The 14918-nt window shown below is 72.7% G+C and carries 15 protein-coding genes; 6 read left to right on the top strand and 9 right to left on the bottom strand.

Features of this window, described 5'->3' with window-relative positions; genetic code table 11:
• Positions 1–32: 32 nt before the first annotated feature.
• Positions 33–578 carry a type 1 glutamine amidotransferase domain-containing protein gene (locus OUQ99_RS15425; protein ID WP_267950151.1) on the top strand — a complete coding sequence of 182 codons (546 nt, stop codon included), beginning with the start codon at positions 33–35 and terminating at the stop codon, positions 576–578.
• A gap of 84 nt (positions 579–662) precedes the next feature.
• Here the strand turns inward: OUQ99_RS15425 and OUQ99_RS15420 are convergent, their stop codons facing one another.
• From OUQ99_RS15420 to OUQ99_RS15380, 9 genes are all read right to left on the bottom strand, one after another.
• Positions 663–776 (bottom strand): methionine/alanine import family NSS transporter small subunit, encoded by a 114-nt coding sequence (locus OUQ99_RS15420; protein WP_267950150.1) that lies wholly within the window; start codon positions 774–776, stop codon positions 663–665.
• Entirely contained in the window at positions 776–2320 is a 1545-nt protein-coding gene (locus OUQ99_RS15415) for a sodium-dependent transporter (RefSeq protein ID WP_267950149.1), read from the bottom strand. Before OUQ99_RS15415 ends, OUQ99_RS15420 begins: the two co-directional genes overlap by 1 nt.
• Positions 2321–2586: 266 nt before the next feature.
• Complete coding sequence (locus OUQ99_RS15410) at positions 2587–3633, bottom strand: pirin family protein (protein WP_267950148.1); 1047 nt, start codon at positions 3631–3633, stop codon at positions 2587–2589.
• Between the two features lie 64 nt (positions 3634–3697).
• Positions 3698–4702, bottom strand: coding sequence for a DUF2804 domain-containing protein (locus OUQ99_RS15405; protein ID WP_267950147.1), 1005 nt, complete (start codon positions 4700–4702; stop codon positions 3698–3700).
• Positions 4703–4840: 138 nt separating this feature from the next.
• On the bottom strand, positions 4841–5359 hold the full coding sequence (locus OUQ99_RS15400; protein ID WP_267950146.1) for a hypothetical protein: 519 nt from the start codon (positions 5357–5359) through the stop codon (positions 4841–4843).
• Positions 5360–5540: 181 nt separating this feature from the next.
• A complete protein-coding gene (locus OUQ99_RS15395) occupies positions 5541–6173 on the bottom strand; it encodes a GyrI-like domain-containing protein (protein ID WP_267950145.1) in 633 nt (210 codons plus the stop codon).
• A 97-nt stretch (positions 6174–6270) separates the two neighbouring features.
• A complete protein-coding gene (locus OUQ99_RS15390; RefSeq protein ID WP_267950144.1) occupies positions 6271–7416 on the bottom strand; it encodes a winged helix DNA-binding domain-containing protein in 1146 nt (381 codons plus the stop codon).
• Between the two features lie 231 nt (positions 7417–7647).
• The gene (locus OUQ99_RS15385; RefSeq protein ID WP_267950392.1) at positions 7648–8619 is read right to left on the bottom strand and encodes a CPBP family intramembrane glutamic endopeptidase; all 972 of its coding nucleotides are present in this window, start codon (positions 8617–8619) and stop codon (positions 7648–7650) included.
• Between the two features lie 53 nt (positions 8620–8672).
• Positions 8673–9236: a DUF3887 domain-containing protein gene (locus OUQ99_RS15380; RefSeq protein ID WP_267950391.1), complete on the bottom strand. Its 564-nt coding sequence runs from the start codon at positions 9234–9236 to the stop codon at positions 8673–8675.
• Positions 9237–9512: 276 nt separating this feature from the next.
• Here OUQ99_RS15380 and OUQ99_RS15375 point away from each other — a divergent pair, with 276 nt between their 5' ends.
• The 5 genes from OUQ99_RS15375 (at position 9513) to OUQ99_RS15355 (ending at position 14808) form a co-directional block, all read left to right on the top strand.
• Positions 9513–10667 (top strand): Gfo/Idh/MocA family protein, encoded by a 1155-nt coding sequence (locus tag OUQ99_RS15375; protein ID WP_267950143.1) that lies wholly within the window; start codon positions 9513–9515, stop codon positions 10665–10667.
• The gene (locus OUQ99_RS15370) at positions 10664–11824 is read left to right on the top strand and encodes a dihydrodipicolinate synthase family protein (protein ID WP_267950142.1); all 1161 of its coding nucleotides are present in this window, start codon (positions 10664–10666) and stop codon (positions 11822–11824) included. Before OUQ99_RS15375 ends, OUQ99_RS15370 begins: the two co-directional genes overlap by 4 nt.
• Positions 11821–12741: a sugar phosphate isomerase/epimerase family protein gene (locus OUQ99_RS15365; RefSeq protein ID WP_378552104.1), complete on the top strand. Its 921-nt coding sequence runs from the start codon at positions 11821–11823 to the stop codon at positions 12739–12741. Before OUQ99_RS15370 ends, OUQ99_RS15365 begins: the two co-directional genes overlap by 4 nt.
• 70 nt (positions 12742–12811) lie before the next feature.
• Positions 12812–13717 (top strand): 5-dehydro-4-deoxyglucarate dehydratase, encoded by a 906-nt coding sequence (locus tag OUQ99_RS15360; RefSeq protein ID WP_267950141.1) that lies wholly within the window; start codon positions 12812–12814, stop codon positions 13715–13717.
• A 2-nt stretch (positions 13718–13719) separates the two neighbouring features.
• Entirely contained in the window at positions 13720–14808 is a 1089-nt protein-coding gene (locus OUQ99_RS15355; protein WP_267950140.1) for a mandelate racemase/muconate lactonizing enzyme family protein, read from the top strand.
• Positions 14809–14918 lie beyond the last annotated feature (110 nt).

The raw sequence follows: 14918 nt of genomic DNA, 5'->3' as shown, positions 1-14918 counted from the left end.
CGGTGCCGAGGACGCGACCCGAGGGGGCAGCCATGGCCGACAGGCTCAACGGACGCAGGATCGCGATTCTGGCCGCGGACGGGGTCGAACGGGTCGAACTCGTCCGCCCGCGCGAGGCGCTGCGGGAGGAGGGCGCGAGCACCGACCTGGTCTCGCTGAGCGAGGGGGAGATCCAGTCGATGAACGGCGACATCGAGCCCTCCGAGCGGTTCGCGGTGGACCGTGTGGTCTCCGAGGCCAAGGTGGAGGACTACGACGCCCTGGTGGTCCCGGGAGGGACCGTCAACCCGGACAACCTGCGCCTGGACGCGGACGCCGTGGGGTTCGTGCGCGACTTCGTCGCGGCGGGCAAGCCGGTGGCGGCGATCTGCCACGGGCCCTGGATCCTGGTGGAGGCCGACGTGGTGCGGGGGCGCACGGTGACCTCCTACCCCAGCATCCGCACCGACATCCGCAACGCCGGCGGGGTCGTGGTGGACGAGGAGGTGGTCACCGACCACGGGGTCACCACCAGCCGCAACCCCGACGACCTGCCCGCGTTCTGCGAGCGCATCGTGCGGGAGTTCGCCCAGGGGTGAGGCGTGCGCCGGCGCGGTGCGAACGACGGGCGGGGCGGTGGATGCTCCCGGCATCCACCGCCCCGCCCGTCGTCTGCCCGGCGCCTACTCCGGCCCGGACTCGTCGGGGTGGCGCCGCAGGTGGACGACGGCCGCGACGAGGCCGCCCCAGAGCACGGCGATGGAGACGACCATCATGACGATCGCGCTGGTGGACATCAGCTGTCACCTTCCTTGGCGGTCAGGGCGGCGTCGGCCGCGTCCTCTCGGGCGATGGCGTCGGCGCGCTTCCAGGGGAACAGCGAGACGACGATCCCGAACACGAGGGCGCCGATCGCCACGCCCCAGCCCGCGGAGAGCAGGAACCCGGTGGAGTAGCCCGCGTAGTTCTCCGTGAGCTCGGTGCGCAGGCTGTCCCACATCATGAAGCCGAGCAGGACCGGTGTGATTCCGCCCAGCACGACCTTCCACCACGTGCCCAGGCGGATGGAGGACACCTCGTTGGCGTGCTTCTGGAACATCGGCAGTCGGCGCAGGACCCACCCGAAGACGATGAGCATCGCCAGGGCGGCCAGGACGATGCCGTACTGGTTGATGAAGTGGTCGAACACGTCCAGGTAGTGCAGGCCCTGGTGGGTGGGGAAGATCAGGATGGAGACCAGGGCGATGATGCCGCCGACCAGGAAGACGGACTGCAGGCGGCCCAGGCCGACCCGGTCCTGGACGGCGGAGACGACGACCTGGACGATGCTGATCAGGGAGGTCAGCCCGGCGATCATCAGCGAGGCGAAGAAGAGCACGCCGAACAGCGCCCCGCCGAAGGGCAGGGTGGAGATGATCTGCGGGAAGGCGATGAAGGCCAGCCCGATGCCCGAGGTGGCGACCTCGTCGACCGCGGTTCCGGCGGCGGTGGCCATGAAGCCCAGCGCCGCGAACACACCGATGCCCGCGAGCAGCTCGAAGGAGCTGTTGGCGAAGCCCGCGACCATGGCCGAGCCGGTCAGGTCGGCCTTGCGCTTGAGGTAGGAGGCGTAGGTGACCATGATGCCGAACCCGATGGACAGCGAGAAGAAGATCTGTCCGTAGGCCGCCACCCACACGCTGCCGTCGAGCATGGCGTTCCAGTCGGGGGTGAACAGGGCGTCCAGGCCGGCGACGGCGCCGTCCAGGGTGAGCGCCTGCACCACCAGGACGAGGAACAGGACCGCCAGCAGCGGGATGAAGACCTTGTTGGCCTTCTCGATGCCGTTGCGCACGCCCAGGGCCAGGATGGCCAGTACCACGACCCACACGCCGACCAGCGGCCATGCCACCGCGGGCACGTACCCGGTGATCCCGCCGGGGGTCTCGCTCATCTGGAGGTAGTCGCCGAAGAAGAACCCGTTGGGGTCGTCCCCCCAGGCGCCGGTGACCGAGAAGTAGATGTACGAGGCGCTCCAGGCGATGATCGCGCCGTAGAAGATGGCGATGACGAAGCAGATCGCCACCTGCCACCAGCCGATGGCCTCGGCGGGCCGGGAGATCCGTCTGTAGGACAGGGGGGCGGAGGACCGGTACCGGTGGCCGATCGAGTACTCCAGGATCAGGAGTGGGATACCGGCGGTGAGCAGGGCCACCAGGTAGGGCAGCATGAACGCCCCACCGCCGTTCTCGTAGGCGATGTAGGGGAATCGCCAGATGTTCCCGAGTCCGACGGCGGATCCGATCGCCGCCATCAGGAATCCCGCGCGCGTCCCCCACTGCTCGCGAGGCTGTTGGGCCATGTTCAGGCCTCCTAAATCATCCCGTAGTTCGCGAACCGCACCGTAGCAGGAGTTGGTCCAGGCGGCATCGTTGGGACATTTCGCCTCGCCGCATGTCGTGCAGCAATACGGTTTTCGTATCACTTTGTCCAGGTATGGACGTACCCCGCGTGTGTGTCAAGGAACACTGGACACCTCTCTTCAGTCGCGCTTGCACACGCGTGTGGCGGCGCCCCCGGGGTACGGGGGCGCCGCCACAGGTCCTGCCGTACGGGGCCGGAGGGGTCTCAGGGGCGGTGGCGGGGCCTGGGCCGCAGGCGGGCGTTGGGCAGGTCGGGCGCGGGCAGTGCCGCGCCCCCGTCACCGGCCACCGCGGGGAAGCGGGATCCGGGTGCGGGCGCCTCGCGGCCCTGTTCCCAGGCGGTGCGCGCCCGGACGATCTCGTCGTGGTCGCGTCCGACGAAGTTCCACCACATCACCAGGTCCTCGGCGAAGGGCTCGCCGCCGATGACCAGCAGGTGGGCGCGCTCCTCGGCGTGCAGGACGGCGTGGTCGCGCCCCTGCCCCAGGTAGAGCAGGGATCCCGCGCCGACCCGGTGCCCGAGGGTGTGCACGGTCGCGTCCAGTGCCAGCACGCCGTGCTCGAACCCCGGTTCCAGGGGCATGCGCACGCGGGCGCCGGGCTCCAGCACCAGTTCGGCGCCCATGAGCGGGGTGTAGGTGCGGGCGGGGGAGCGGCGCCCGTCCACCTCGCCCATGATCACCGTGACCCTCGCCCCGTGCGCCGGCGGTTCCGCGGGGGCCGCGCCGGCCCGGTCCAGGAGAGGGAGGTCCAGGACGGGCAGGTCGGCGTGGTGCTCGAAGTGCGGGTCGCCCTCGCGGTCGGCCCCGGGCAGGGCCACCCACAGCTGGGCGCCGTGCAGGTCGCGGGGGGCGTCGGCGGGGGTGCGCTCGGAGTGGGCGATGCCGTGCCCGGCGGTCATGAGGTTGAGCTGGCCGGGGCGGACCAGCTGGTCGGAGCCGACGCTGTCGCGGTGGTGGACCGTCCCCCTCACCAGCCAGCTGACGGTCTGGAGGCCGATGTGGGGGTGCGGCGGCACCTGCATGCCGGCGCCCGGGGAGACGTCCGTGGGGCCGTAGGCGTCGGCGAAGCACCAGGCGCCGACCATGCGGCGGTTCTTGCCCGGGAGGGCCCGGCGGACCAGCATCGCGCGGGGCCCGCCCAGGGGGACCTCGCGGGGTTCGAGGAGTTCGGTGTCCGGGTCGGGGAGGGCGGGGTCGATCTCCCCGGCGCACACGCGCTCTTCGGCGGGGTGGGGTTCGAGATTGCTCACCCTGCCGAAAATAGCCGAGGCGGCGCCGGCTCGGGCACCGCCACGGACCGGGACCGCACCCGTGTCACCAGCGCATGTGCACGTGTTCGGCGAATCCGAAGAGGCCGTCCACGGCCACCGGGTGGCCGTCGTCGGTGTGCACGGTGCCGGTGTAGTGGCCGAAGCACTGGTGGGTGTCGTTGACGAGGACGCCGGCGTCGGTGCGGTCGACCCGCTCGTGGAAGGGGGTGAAGACGAGGTCGACCTGGTCGGAGCCGGGGGTGCGGATCCACCAGGGGGTGAGGGCGTCGTCGGGGTCGTACTCCCATTCGAGTTCCTCGCCGATCTTGGACAGGCGCCCGTCCACGCACAGGGCGTTCTCGGTCAGGCCGGTGCCCTCGGTCCACCTGCCGCCGAACTGCAGCCCCACCGTGCGGCCGTCGGTGCGGCCGGAGGCCGCGCCCCAGTTCCACCGGGTGTCGTAGGGCCAGCGGCCGCGCCCGTGGTCGAGCACCCCCCAGCCGCCCCCGAAGTCCAGGACGTCCCCTCCGAGGCGGACCGCGCCCCGGGCGGGGCGGGCGGTGTGCTTGGAGGTGTACTGGAAGCGGTCGGCGCTCCAGGGGATGACCACGTTCATGGTCTCGTGGTCCTGGGGCAGGTCGACGGTGAGGTCGCCGTGGAGCCTGCCCTCGGGGGTGTCGCAGGAGAAGCGGAGCCGTGTCGCGCCGGGCGCCTCCTGGACGAGGGCGCGCACGGGTCCGATGGCCGCGCCCGTCCCGGCGCCCAGGGTGTCGGGCAGGCGGACGCCGTGGGCGAGCGGACGCAGGGAGGTGCGGCTCACCTCGCGGCCCCCGTACTCCAGGAGGTACACGCCGACCACTCCGAGGTAGTCGATGTCGGCGACGGTGAGGGCGACCAGGTGGGTGGGGGTGGACACACACCAGTACTCCCACTTCTTGCGGCGGCCCCAGCCGGGGAGCGCGCTCCGGTGCAGGGGGGTGCGCGACCACCCCACGGCGTCGGGGTTGAGGCGGCCGTCGGGCGCGCACAGGTCGACAGGGGCGGTGATCTCCCGCTCGTGTGTTGCCATGCCCGGCAGCATAGGGGGGAGCGGGGCCGCCGGTAAGGGCCCGGCGGGCCAGGTCGGCGGCGGTGCGGCGTGCGCGGCCGCCCAAGGCGGCGGTGTCGGGCCGGTCCGTCGCGCCTCGGCCCGGGCCCCACACGGGTGTCAGGCCGGCCCCGGCCCCTCACCGAACCTGGTCGCCTGCATGCGCTGCGCGGCTGCGGACGCGTCGCCGACGGCCTCCCAGTCCTTGGGCCTACATCCCCGGAAGATGCGCTGGACCGGTGTCCATCCGACCCAGCGCGGGGGATCCCAGCCCGGAGGCGCCGCCAGGTCCGGGATGTCGAGATAGTGGTCGATCCTGACCCGGTCCCAGGCGTGCACGACCCGGCCGTCCCCGACGCACAGCCCCACGTGGCCCCAGTCCTGTCGGCGGCCGAACAACTCCCCGGTGCTGTCGTAGAAGGCGAAGGCGCCGGTCGGAGGAACTCCGGTATTCTCCCGCGCCGCATAGATCCGGGCGGACTCACCGGCGAAGTCGCCACCGAAGATCTCCACGTGGTTGGACCGTTCGTAGGCGTCCTCCACGAAGGCGAGGCAGCGCGAGGTGTAAGCGGTCGATCCGAGATGCTGTCGTGCCCAGGTGACGGCGTTGTCGGCACAGACCTGCCAGTCGTGTTCCATGGCTCCCCTGGATGAGAGAACAGGCGGTTGTGCATGTTAGCGCCGCGCCGGCGCGCAACAGAAAGGGTTTTCCGCGGGGCGGCGGGCCGAACGCCTCCGCCGAGAACCCGCGCGTGGACCGGCCCGGGCGCTCCGGACCGGGCGGGCGCGGCACCGTCTCCCGTACCCGCCCGGCGTGCCGCTACCCGCCCGCGTCCGCGGCCTCGACCGGTTGCCGGAGGATGGTGCGCATCCTCTCCGGTGCGACCCTGCGCAAGTCGCCGAGGTAGATCTCGTGGTGTTTTCCGGTCATGCGCAGCCCGTGGTCGGGGATGAACTCGTGGTGCATCCGTGCCAGGACCCCGGCCTCCCCGTCGAACGGGCCGACGTGCAGCGTCTGCACGCACCGGCCCTCCGACAGCCGCTCCAGGCGGACGTCGCCCAGGCGCGCCGGCCTGTTCCCGGCCGCCGCACGCTCGACGGCGGAGGCGAACATGTCCTGGTCGGTCCAGTCCGGGACCATGATCATCATGGTCCAGTCCCACCGGGACTTGTCGCGGGCCGCCGTGAAGGCGTCCATGTCCTCGGCCCACCACAGGCCCTCCAGGGGCATGACGACGTAGTCGCGCCCGAGCTCCCGCTTGCTGGCGAACTTCAGCTTGTAGGCCACCGGGTAGAGCGCCCCGACCGCCTCGGCGAAGGCCGGTGAGGTGTTCGGGTCCCCGCGGCCGTCGATCATCAGGTAGTGCAGGTCCGGTATCTCGGCGATCCGGAACCGGCCCCGTGGCGCCCGGTAGGCGTCGAGGGTCTTCTTGAAGTCGGTCTTGTTCGTCATCGCGTACCTGGGCCCGGACTGCGAGCCGCGGCCTTTCCGCCTCGGGTGGGTGGGGTGGAGGGTCCGGGTCCGCCGCCGGTCGGCGGCGGACCCGTCGTCAGGCGTGGGGGCCCACGGTGACGGTGTCGAAGGCCGGGCGCGGAGAGGCCTGGAGGATGCGCCCGACCCGTTCGGCCTGCTCGGCGACGGCGTCGCGCCGTGCCGGCGGGAGCGGGGCCAGGGCCTCCACGGTGATGTCGAGGTGACGGCCCGACCGCCGCTGGTGCCAGACCCCGGCCGCCAGACCGTCCACGAACAGGACGGGGTGGGTCCCGGCCTGGCCCCGGGCCAGCGCACGCCGGCGGGCCGGACCGGGGAAGACCACGTCGCGCGGGTGGCAGCCCACGGTGTAGGCGTCGAAGTAGGGCAGCAGCAGGACCTCCGGGGCGGGTGCGGGAGGGGCGGCGGCGTCCCCGGCGACCTGGTAGAGGGTGGCGCCCTCCACCTCGACGGGTTCGACGAGCCCGCCCATGGACGCGAACAGCTCGACCGCCCAGCGCCTGGGCGCGGAGAGCCACTGGGCGAAGTGCTGGGGCGTGGCCGGGCCGTAGGCGCGCAGGTAACCGGTCAGCACGTGGGCGAGGGCCCGTTCGGTGTCGGCCGGAGCGGTGTCCGGCAGCCATCGGCGGGGGCTGGTGTAGGTGACCTTGCGGCCGCGCATCGGGCCGAAGCACAGGGAGCCGCGGTTGGCGAGGGTGTGGGTGGCCTGCCGCCAGCGCGGCCACTTGGCCTGGAAGGCGTCCATGACGGGGTCGGCCGCCCAGGAGCCGACCCGCTCGGCCAGGGCCTCGGTGAGCTCGTCCACGGTCATCTCGGTGTCGGCGAGGACGGCGGCGGACGCCTCGACCAGTTCGTCGGTCTGCTCGGGGGTGAGCAGCGCCCCCTTGGGGGAGGGGTTGCCCGCGCGCTGGGCCGCCGAGAGCGCCGCGGTCCACAGCGGCAGCTCGCGGGTGGGCAGCAGGTGGACGGTGCCGCGCGGGCCGAAGGTCTTGACCAGCTCGTGGGTCTCCCACAGGGCGGCGCGCACATGCGTGCGGTCGGCGTCCTCCAGGCGCAGTCCGAGCGACACCTCGGCCGCCGGCATCACCTGGGCGTGGACCCCGCACATGGCGCCGACCACGTCGGCCGCGCTCGTGCCCGGGGAGGTGAGCGCATGGCGCCACAGGCGTCGTGCGGTCATGTCCTGCCAGGTGGGGGCGCCCATGGGTCTCCTCGGGGTGCTGGGGTGCGCCCCCACTCTAGGAACCGTTCAGGTCAGGAACTGTCCTCCACTCGGCGTGCGGTGACTTTCTCTGCGACCGCGCTCGCGGACGTCCTGACGCCGGGGGCTCCGGGTCGGCCGGGCCCTGTGGGCGACCCCGGCCGCGCAGGGCCCCGGTGTTCCTCCGTCTGCCACCGCCGCACCCGTCCTCGGAGGCCTCAGCGGCCGTTGCGGCTACTCACCGGTCGCCTGTCCCGTCGCCGGGCGTTCGGGGGGACGGCCCTTCTGCGACGGCGGGGTGGACGGGTGCTTCGCGGAGGAGAACTGTCCCGTGGCGACCAGGACCACGACGAGCGCGAGCGGCACGATCCATCCGCTCCAGCCCAGGACCGTCGCCTGCGTGGTGTCGACGTGCTCTCCCGCCTTCGCGAAGAGGAGGTAGGACCCGCCCGCCCCGTTGAACGCGGCATGTGCGAGGGCCGCGGGCCACACGGACCCCGATCGGAGCCTCAGCCAGCCGAAGACCGCGCCGATCAGAACGCACATGCCGACCATCGCGGCCAGGCCGAGCCAACCCGGCGCATCGGGGTAGTTGTACCCGAGGAGGATGAGCGGCGCGTGCCACAGGCCCCAGATCACACCGGAGACCAGGAGGGCCGGCAGGGTGCCGAGCGGCATCAGCTTCGGGAGCAGCCACCCCCGCCACCCGAGTTCCTCGCCCAGTGCCGGGATGAGGTTGACGAACGCCGCCAGGGGGAGTGCGGCGAGCTGGACGGCGATGAGCGCGCCGATCGGCATCGGGATCCCGGCAGCCCCTGCGGCGCCCGCCTGCTCGTCGAGGACCTGCTGGAACGCGGAGAAGTTCGCGAAGTCGGCCGGATAGACCCCCAGCAGCGCACCGACCGGGAGCGCCACCAGGACCAGAGCGATGGACACGAAGATCCCCAGCGCCCCGTAGCCGAGCAGCCCGCGGACCGGTCTCAGCGGCCACACCCCGAGTTTCCACGCCTTGTGCTTCGGCCGCTCCACGAAGAACACGACGACGAGGGCGGCGATCGCGGGGGTCGCCATCGTGGCGGTCGCCACGAGGGGGAACCAGGGGCCGGCGAGCCCGTCACCGAACCAGAGCGGGAGCGCGAGGAGCCAGGCGAGCGCGAACGCCAGGGCGGTGAACACGCCGACGGATCGCAGATCGCGGCCGTTCATGCGGGGCCCGCCTCGGGCCGCGGTCGCCTTCGATCCGAGCTGAGGTCTGATGGTCATGGCGTCTGCCCTTCGAGGATGTGCAGGCCGGCGATGGCGCGGTCGTCGCGGAACGAGATCCGTGCCGTGTAGTCGCCCGCCTCGAACGAGAGCGGCGTGTTCGTGATCGTCACGTCGCCGGCCCGGGTGACCTCCGGCTCCCCACGCCCTTCGAAAGCTCCCGACAGGCCGATGATCTGCGCCCACGCGGCCGCGAGCGCCTCCTCCGACAGGCCGTCGCGCATGGCCGGATCGAACTGCTCGGTGACACGCGTCCATTGCCCGGAAGCGAGGTCCCCGATCACCGACGCGGCCAGTTCGGCGGCGCCGGGGAGTGGCGTGGTGTTCATGGGTTCTCCTGTTCGGGGATCGATCGGTTTGCCATAGCGCTGAAACGCCGCTTGCCTGCTCACGCCGAGCGCGTCACCGATGACCTGCCACGTGGCGCCGTTCCGGCGCGCCTGCTGCACGACAGCGCGCACGACGTCGTCGGCGGCCGCCTGCATGCTCACGGCACGCCCTATCGCGTCGGCCCAGTCGTCGTCCTTCGTCAGGACGCGTGACGCGAGGAACGCGTCCAGGCGCGTCTTCACGACCTTCAGCACATCTGTCAAATTTCCTTGCACATGTAAAGGGTACCTTTACAAGCGGACCGCGCGCCAGGGGGTGCGCGGCGCCGCCCGCCCGCTCCTCCGGGGCGCCACGACCCCCTGTCCGGCGGGAACGCCCCCGGTGCGCGGGGGTTTTCCGCGGTTTTCCTCCTCGGAGCCCCTTGCGGCACCTCCGGCCCACTGGTGTGGACGGACGGTTTGCCGTACGCTGGAAAGCGCTTTCACAAGGAGAGGTGGTAACAACCCATGAGTGATCACGTGCTGGGTGTCGCCATGAACGGCGTCACCGGACGCATGGGGTACCGGCAACACCTGACCAGGTCGATCCTGGCGATCCGCGAGGCCGGAGGGGTTCCCCTGCCCGACGGCTCCCGGATCATCCCCGAACCCGTGCTGGTCGGGCGCTCCGAGCGGAAACTGCGCGAGATCGCGGACCGGCACGGCATCGAGCGCTGGACCACCGACCTGGACTCGGTTCTCTCCGACGACCGGATCTCGATCTACTTCGACGCGCAGATCACGCACGCCCGCGAGGCCGCGGTGCGCGCCGCCATCGCCGCGGGCAAGCACGTCTACGTCGAGAAGCCCACCGCGAGCACGCTCAGCTCAGCGCTGGAACTGGCCAAGCTCGCCCGCGACGCGGGCGTGCGCAACGGCGTCGTCCAGGACAAGCTCTTCCTGCCCGGACTGCTCAAACTGCGCCGGCTGGTCGAGAGCGGCTTCTTCGGAAAGGTCCTTTCCGTCCGGGGTGAGTTCGGCTACTGGGTCTTCGAGGGCGACTGGCAGCCCGCGCAGCGGCCCAGCTGGAACTACCGGGCCGAGGAGGGCGGCGGCATGGTGCTGGACATGTTCCCGCACTGGCACTACGTGCTGGAGCACCTGTTCGCCCCGGTGCGCACGGTCACCGCCAAGGTGGCCACCCACATCCCGCAGCGCTGGGACGAGGAGGGGCGCGCCTACCAGGCCACCGCCGACGACTCCGCCTACGGCATCTTCGAGCTGGAGGGGGGCGTCATCGCCCAGATCAACTCCTCCTGGAACGTGCGCGTCAACCGCGACGAGCTCGTGGAGTTCCAGGTCGACGGAACCCACGGCAGCGCCGTGGCGGGGCTGCGCTCCTGCCGCTTCCAGCACCGCGCCTCCACCCCCAAGGCCGTCTGGAACCCCGACCTGGAGGACCCCGCCAGCTACCGCGAGCAGTGGGAGGAGGTCCCCGACAACACCGACTTCCCCAACGGGTTCCGCGCCCAGTGGGAGGGCTTCCTGCGGCACGTGGTCCTGGACGCCCCGTTCCCGCACGACCTGCTCTCCGGCGCGCGGGGCCTGCAGATGGCCGAGGCCGGGCTGCGCTCGGCCCAGAACGGGCACACCGTCGAACTGGACGAGGTCACCCTGACGTGAGCACACTGCGCCTGCCCTCCCCCGACGGCGCCGTCGCGCCCTACACGCTGACCGGCGCCCCCGCCGACACCTCCCCCCTGCCGCCCGCGCGCTCCCGCGTCGCCTACGCGGCGGCCCACGTGGTCGCCGACCCGGCCGCCCCCAACGCGCCCGGGGCCCCCGCCCGCCTGGACTGGGAGGCCACCCTCGCCTTCCGCCACCACCTCTGGGACCAGGGGCTGGGCGTCGCCGACGCCATGGACACGGCCCAGCGCGGCATGGGCCTGGACTGGGAGGCCACCGCCGAGCTGATCCGCAGGTCGGGGGCGGAGGCCGCCGCGCGCGGCGCCGCCCTGGCCTGCGGGGTGGGAACCGACCAGCTCGATTCTTCCCATGTCGACCTGGAAAGCGTTATCACGGCCTATGGGGAACAGCTCGACGTCGTCCAGGGCGCCGGTGCCACACCCGTCCTGATGGCCTCGCGGGCCCTGGCCGCCGTCGCCCAGGGGCCGGGGGACTACGCCAAGGCCTACGGCCGCCTGCTGCGGCGGGCGGAGCGCCCGGTCGTCCTGCACTGGCTGGGCACCGCCTTCGACCCGGCCCTGGCCGGGTACTGGGGGTTCGCCGACCCGGCCGAGGCGATCGAGCCCGTGGCCGCGCTGATCGCCGAGCACGCCGACGCGGTGGAGGGCATCAAGGTCTCCCTGCTCGACGCCGCCCTGGAGGTCCGGCTCAGACGCCTGCTCCCCGAGGGCGTGCGCCTGTACACCGGCGACGATTTCAACTACCCCGACCTGGTGCTGGGCGACGAGCAGGGCCACTCCCACGCCCTGCTCGGGATCTTCGCCGCCATCGGACCGGCCGCCGCCCGGGCGCTCGCGGCGCTGGACGAGGGCGACACCGGACGCTACCGCGCGCTGATGGACCCGACCGTCCCCCTGGCCCGGCACCTGTTCGCCGCGCCCACCTTCTACTACAAGACCGGCATCACCTTCCTGGCCTGGCTCAACGGCCACCAGAAGGGGTTCCACATGGTGGGCGGCCTGCACAGCGCCCGCGACCTGCCCCACCTGGCCCAGGCCCTGCGCCTGGCCGACGCCGCCGGGGTCCTCTCCGACCCCGACCTCGCCGCGGCGCGCATGCGTGCCCTGCTCCAGGTGTCGGGGGTGGACCAGTGACCACGTACCCGCCCCACGGCGCCGCCCCGGTGGTGCCCGGCGCCGTCGACGTCCCCTCCGGCCTCCCCGCGGCCGTGGACACCCCGGAGCCGGGCGACCCCCGGCTCGCGCGGCTGTCCCTGAACCAGGCCACCGTCAAGCGCTGGAGTCTGACCCAGGCGGTGGACGGGTGCCTGCGCGCCGGGCTGCCCGCCATCGGCCTGTGGCGCGAACCGGTCGCCGAGACCGGGCTCGCCAAGGCCGCTGACCTGGTGCGCCGCAGCGGTCTGCGGGTCTCGTCCTACTGCCGTGGAGGGTTCCTCACCGGTGGGGACAGGGCCGCCGCGCTGGAGGACAACCGCCGGGCCGTCGACGAGGCCGCCGAGCTGGGCGCGCCCTGCCTGGTCATGGTGGTGGGCGGCATGCCGGACGGGGACCGCGACCTCGCCGGCGTGCGCGAGCGGATGGTCGAGGCCCTGGCCGAGCTCGTCCCGTACGCGGTCGAGCGCGGTGTGCGCCTGGCCCTGGAGCCGCTGCACCCGGTGTTCTGCGCCGACCGCGCGGTGCTGTCCACCCTGGGGCAGGCCCTGGACGTGGCCGAACGCTTCGACGCCGAGGCGGCGGGCGTGGTCGTGGACGCCTACCACGTGTGGTGGGACCCGCAGGTGTGGACCCAGATCGAGCGGGCCGGGGCGGGCGGGCGCATCGCCTCCTTCCAGGCCTGTGACTGGGTGGTGCCGCTTCCGGCCGACAACCTGCTGGGCCGGGGCATGGTCGGTGACGGCCACGCCGACGTGCGCGGCCTGCGCCGGGCCGTGGACGCGGCGGGGTACGACGGGGACATCGAGGTGGAGATCTTCAACCGGCAGGTGTGGGACGCCGACGGCGACGACGTCATCGCCACCCTGGTCCGGCGTCACGTGCAGCACGTCCTGTGAGGTCCTGCGGACCTCGCCGGGGCCGCCCGTACCCGGGGCGGCCCCGATCCCTCAACAGCCAAGGAGCGGCATGAACTTCGAAGGAATCCTGTTCTTCCCCCTCACCCCCTTCGACTCCGGAGGAGGCGTCGCCGAGGCCGTGCTGGCCGAGCACGTGGCCTCGGGCGTGGAGCACGGGGCCGGCGGGGTGTTCGCGGCGTGCGGTACCGGTGAGGTGCACGCCCTGTCGGCCGCCGAGCACGCCGCGGTGGTGCGGCGGTCGGTGGAGGTCACCGCGGGGCGTGTGCCCGTGGTGGCCGGTGCGGGCGGCAGCGTCGGCACCGCGGTCGAGCAGGCCCGCGCGGCCCGGGAGCTGGGCGCGGACGCCGTCCTGCTGCTGCCCCCCTACCTGGTGGGCGCCCCGCAGCGGGGACTGGTGGAGTACGTGCGCACCGTGACCTCGGCCGTCGACATCCCGGTGATCGTCTACCAGCGCGGATCGATGGTGTTCACCCCTGAGAGCGCCGCCGAGCTGGCGGCGATCCCCACGGTGGTGGGCATCAAGGACGGGGTGGGCGACCTCGGGCGCATGCACCAGATCGTCCTGGCGGTGCGCGAGGTGCGCGGGGACGAGTTCACGTTCTTCAACGGGCTGCCCACGGCGGAGCTGACCGTGGCGGCCTACCGGGGTGTGGGTGTGCCGCTGTACTCGTCGGCGGCGTTCGCGTTCGTGCCCGAGGTGGCGAACGCGTTCTACACGGCCTTCCACGCGGGGGACCCGCTCGCGGACCGGCTGCTGTCCGGGTTCTTCGAGCCGCTGGTGCGGCTGCGCGACCGGGTGCCCGGGTACGCGGTGTCCCTGGTCAAGGCGGGGGCGCGGCTGCGCGGGGTGGAGGCGGGCGGGGTGCGGGCCCCGTTCACCGACCCCACGGCCGAGGAGGTGGCGGCTCTGGGCGAGCTGATCGAGACGGGCCTGTCCCTGGTGAAGGAGGGCTGACGGTGCGTGTCACCGAGGTCGTGGCCCGTGCCTTCCGGCTGCCGCTGCACCGGGCTTGGGACGGCGGGGTGGACCGCAACGACGTGGTGGTGGTGCGGGTGGCCACCGACACGGGGCTGGTCGGCACGGGTTTCTCGTGGACCCCGCTGATCGGGGCCCGTGCGGTGGCGGCTCTGGTCAACGACGACCTGGGCCCGGTCCTGTCGGGGGGAGCGGCGCACCCCTCCCGGTGGGACGAGCTGCGCTGGCACCTGCGCGAGGCGGGGACCAGCGGGCTCACCCTGATGGCGCTGGCCGGGGTGGACATCGCCCTGTGGGACCTGTCCGCCCGTGCGGCGGGGGTGAGCCTGGTCGACCTGGTGGGCCGGCGCCGTGACTCGGTGGAGTCCTACGGCAGCGGGGTCAACCTCGACTACTCGCTGCCGGACCTGGTGGAGCAGGTGCGGGGCTGGGTCGGGGCGGGGCACCGGGCGGCCAAGATGAAGGTGGGCTCGGCCGAGATCTCCCGCGACGTCGAGCGCGTGGGCGCGGTGCGGGAATCGCTGGGGCCGGAACGGTTGTTGATGGTGGACGCCAACCAGCGCTGGGACGTGCCCAGGGCGGCGCGTGCGCTGCGCGCGCTGGAACCGTTCGATCCGTACTTCGTGGAGGAGCCCCTGCCCGCCGAGGACCTGGAGTCGCATGCCCGGCTGCGCGAGCGGACGGGCACAGCTTTCGCGATCGGTGAGAACCTGCGCACGGCCGCGGAGTTCGAGCGGGCCGTGGACCTCGGTGTGTGCGACGTGGCGCAGCCCAACGTGGTGCGGGTGGGCGGGGTGACCCCGTTCCTGCGGATCGCGGAGTCGATGGCGCGCCGCGGCGTGCCGGTGGCTCCGCACCTGTTGCCCGAGCTGTCGGGCCAGTTGGCGCTGTGCCTTCCCCGGGTGGCCATGGTCGAGGACATCGACCGTGCCTCCTTCGCCGCGCTGGGAGCGTTGGCCCGCCCCAGCGGGGTGGAGTTCGACCGGGGGACGGTGCGCGCCGACACCGGGCTCGGCCACGGCCTGGTGTTCGCCGACACGCTCACCCCGGTCGCGGACCCCTCCCCCTAGCACAGGGTCCGCGACCGTGCGCCGGGGCGCCCTCCGCAGGTCGGGGGGCGCCCCGGCGCGGTCATGAGCACGGGTACTCAGAGGGGGTGGGTGCGGGTGCCGATGTGCGC

Source organism: Streptomonospora nanhaiensis (assembly GCF_026642255.1).
Lineage (GTDB): Bacteria > Actinomycetota > Actinomycetes > Streptosporangiales > Streptosporangiaceae > Nocardiopsis > Nocardiopsis tropica.
The sequence above is the reverse complement of the archived record's forward strand: the minus strand, read 5'-3'. Positions and strand labels throughout refer to the sequence as shown.

Bases quoted from the DNA above. Each gene is read 5' to 3' on its own strand.
- OUQ99_RS15420 (WP_267950150.1), bottom strand. From the start codon at position 776: ATGTCCACCAGCGCGATCGTCATGATGGTCGTCTCCATCGCCGTGCTC.
- OUQ99_RS15415 (WP_267950149.1), bottom strand. From the start codon at position 2,320: ATGGCCCAACAGCCTCGCGAGCAGTGGGGGACGCGCGCGGGATTCCTG.
- OUQ99_RS15400 (WP_267950146.1), bottom strand. From the start codon at position 5,359: ATGGAACACGACTGGCAGGTCTGTGCCGACAACGCCGTCACCTGGGCA.
- OUQ99_RS15375 (WP_267950143.1), top strand. From the start codon at position 9,513: ATGAGTGATCACGTGCTGGGTGTCGCCATGAACGGCGTCACCGGACGC.
- OUQ99_RS15390 (WP_267950144.1), bottom strand. From the start codon at position 7,416: ATGGGCGCCCCCACCTGGCAGGACATGACCGCACGACGCCTGTGGCGC.
- OUQ99_RS15405 (WP_267950147.1), bottom strand. From the start codon at position 4,702: ATGGCAACACACGAGCGGGAGATCACCGCCCCTGTCGACCTGTGCGCG.
- OUQ99_RS15385 (WP_267950392.1), bottom strand. From the start codon at position 8,619: ATGAACGGCCGCGATCTGCGATCCGTCGGCGTGTTCACCGCCCTGGCG.
- OUQ99_RS15395 (WP_267950145.1), bottom strand. From the start codon at position 6,173: ATGACGAACAAGACCGACTTCAAGAAGACCCTCGACGCCTACCGGGCG.
- OUQ99_RS15360 (WP_267950141.1), top strand. From the start codon at position 12,812: ATGAACTTCGAAGGAATCCTGTTCTTCCCCCTCACCCCCTTCGACTCC.
- OUQ99_RS15425 (WP_267950151.1), top strand. From the start codon at position 33: ATGGCCGACAGGCTCAACGGACGCAGGATCGCGATTCTGGCCGCGGAC.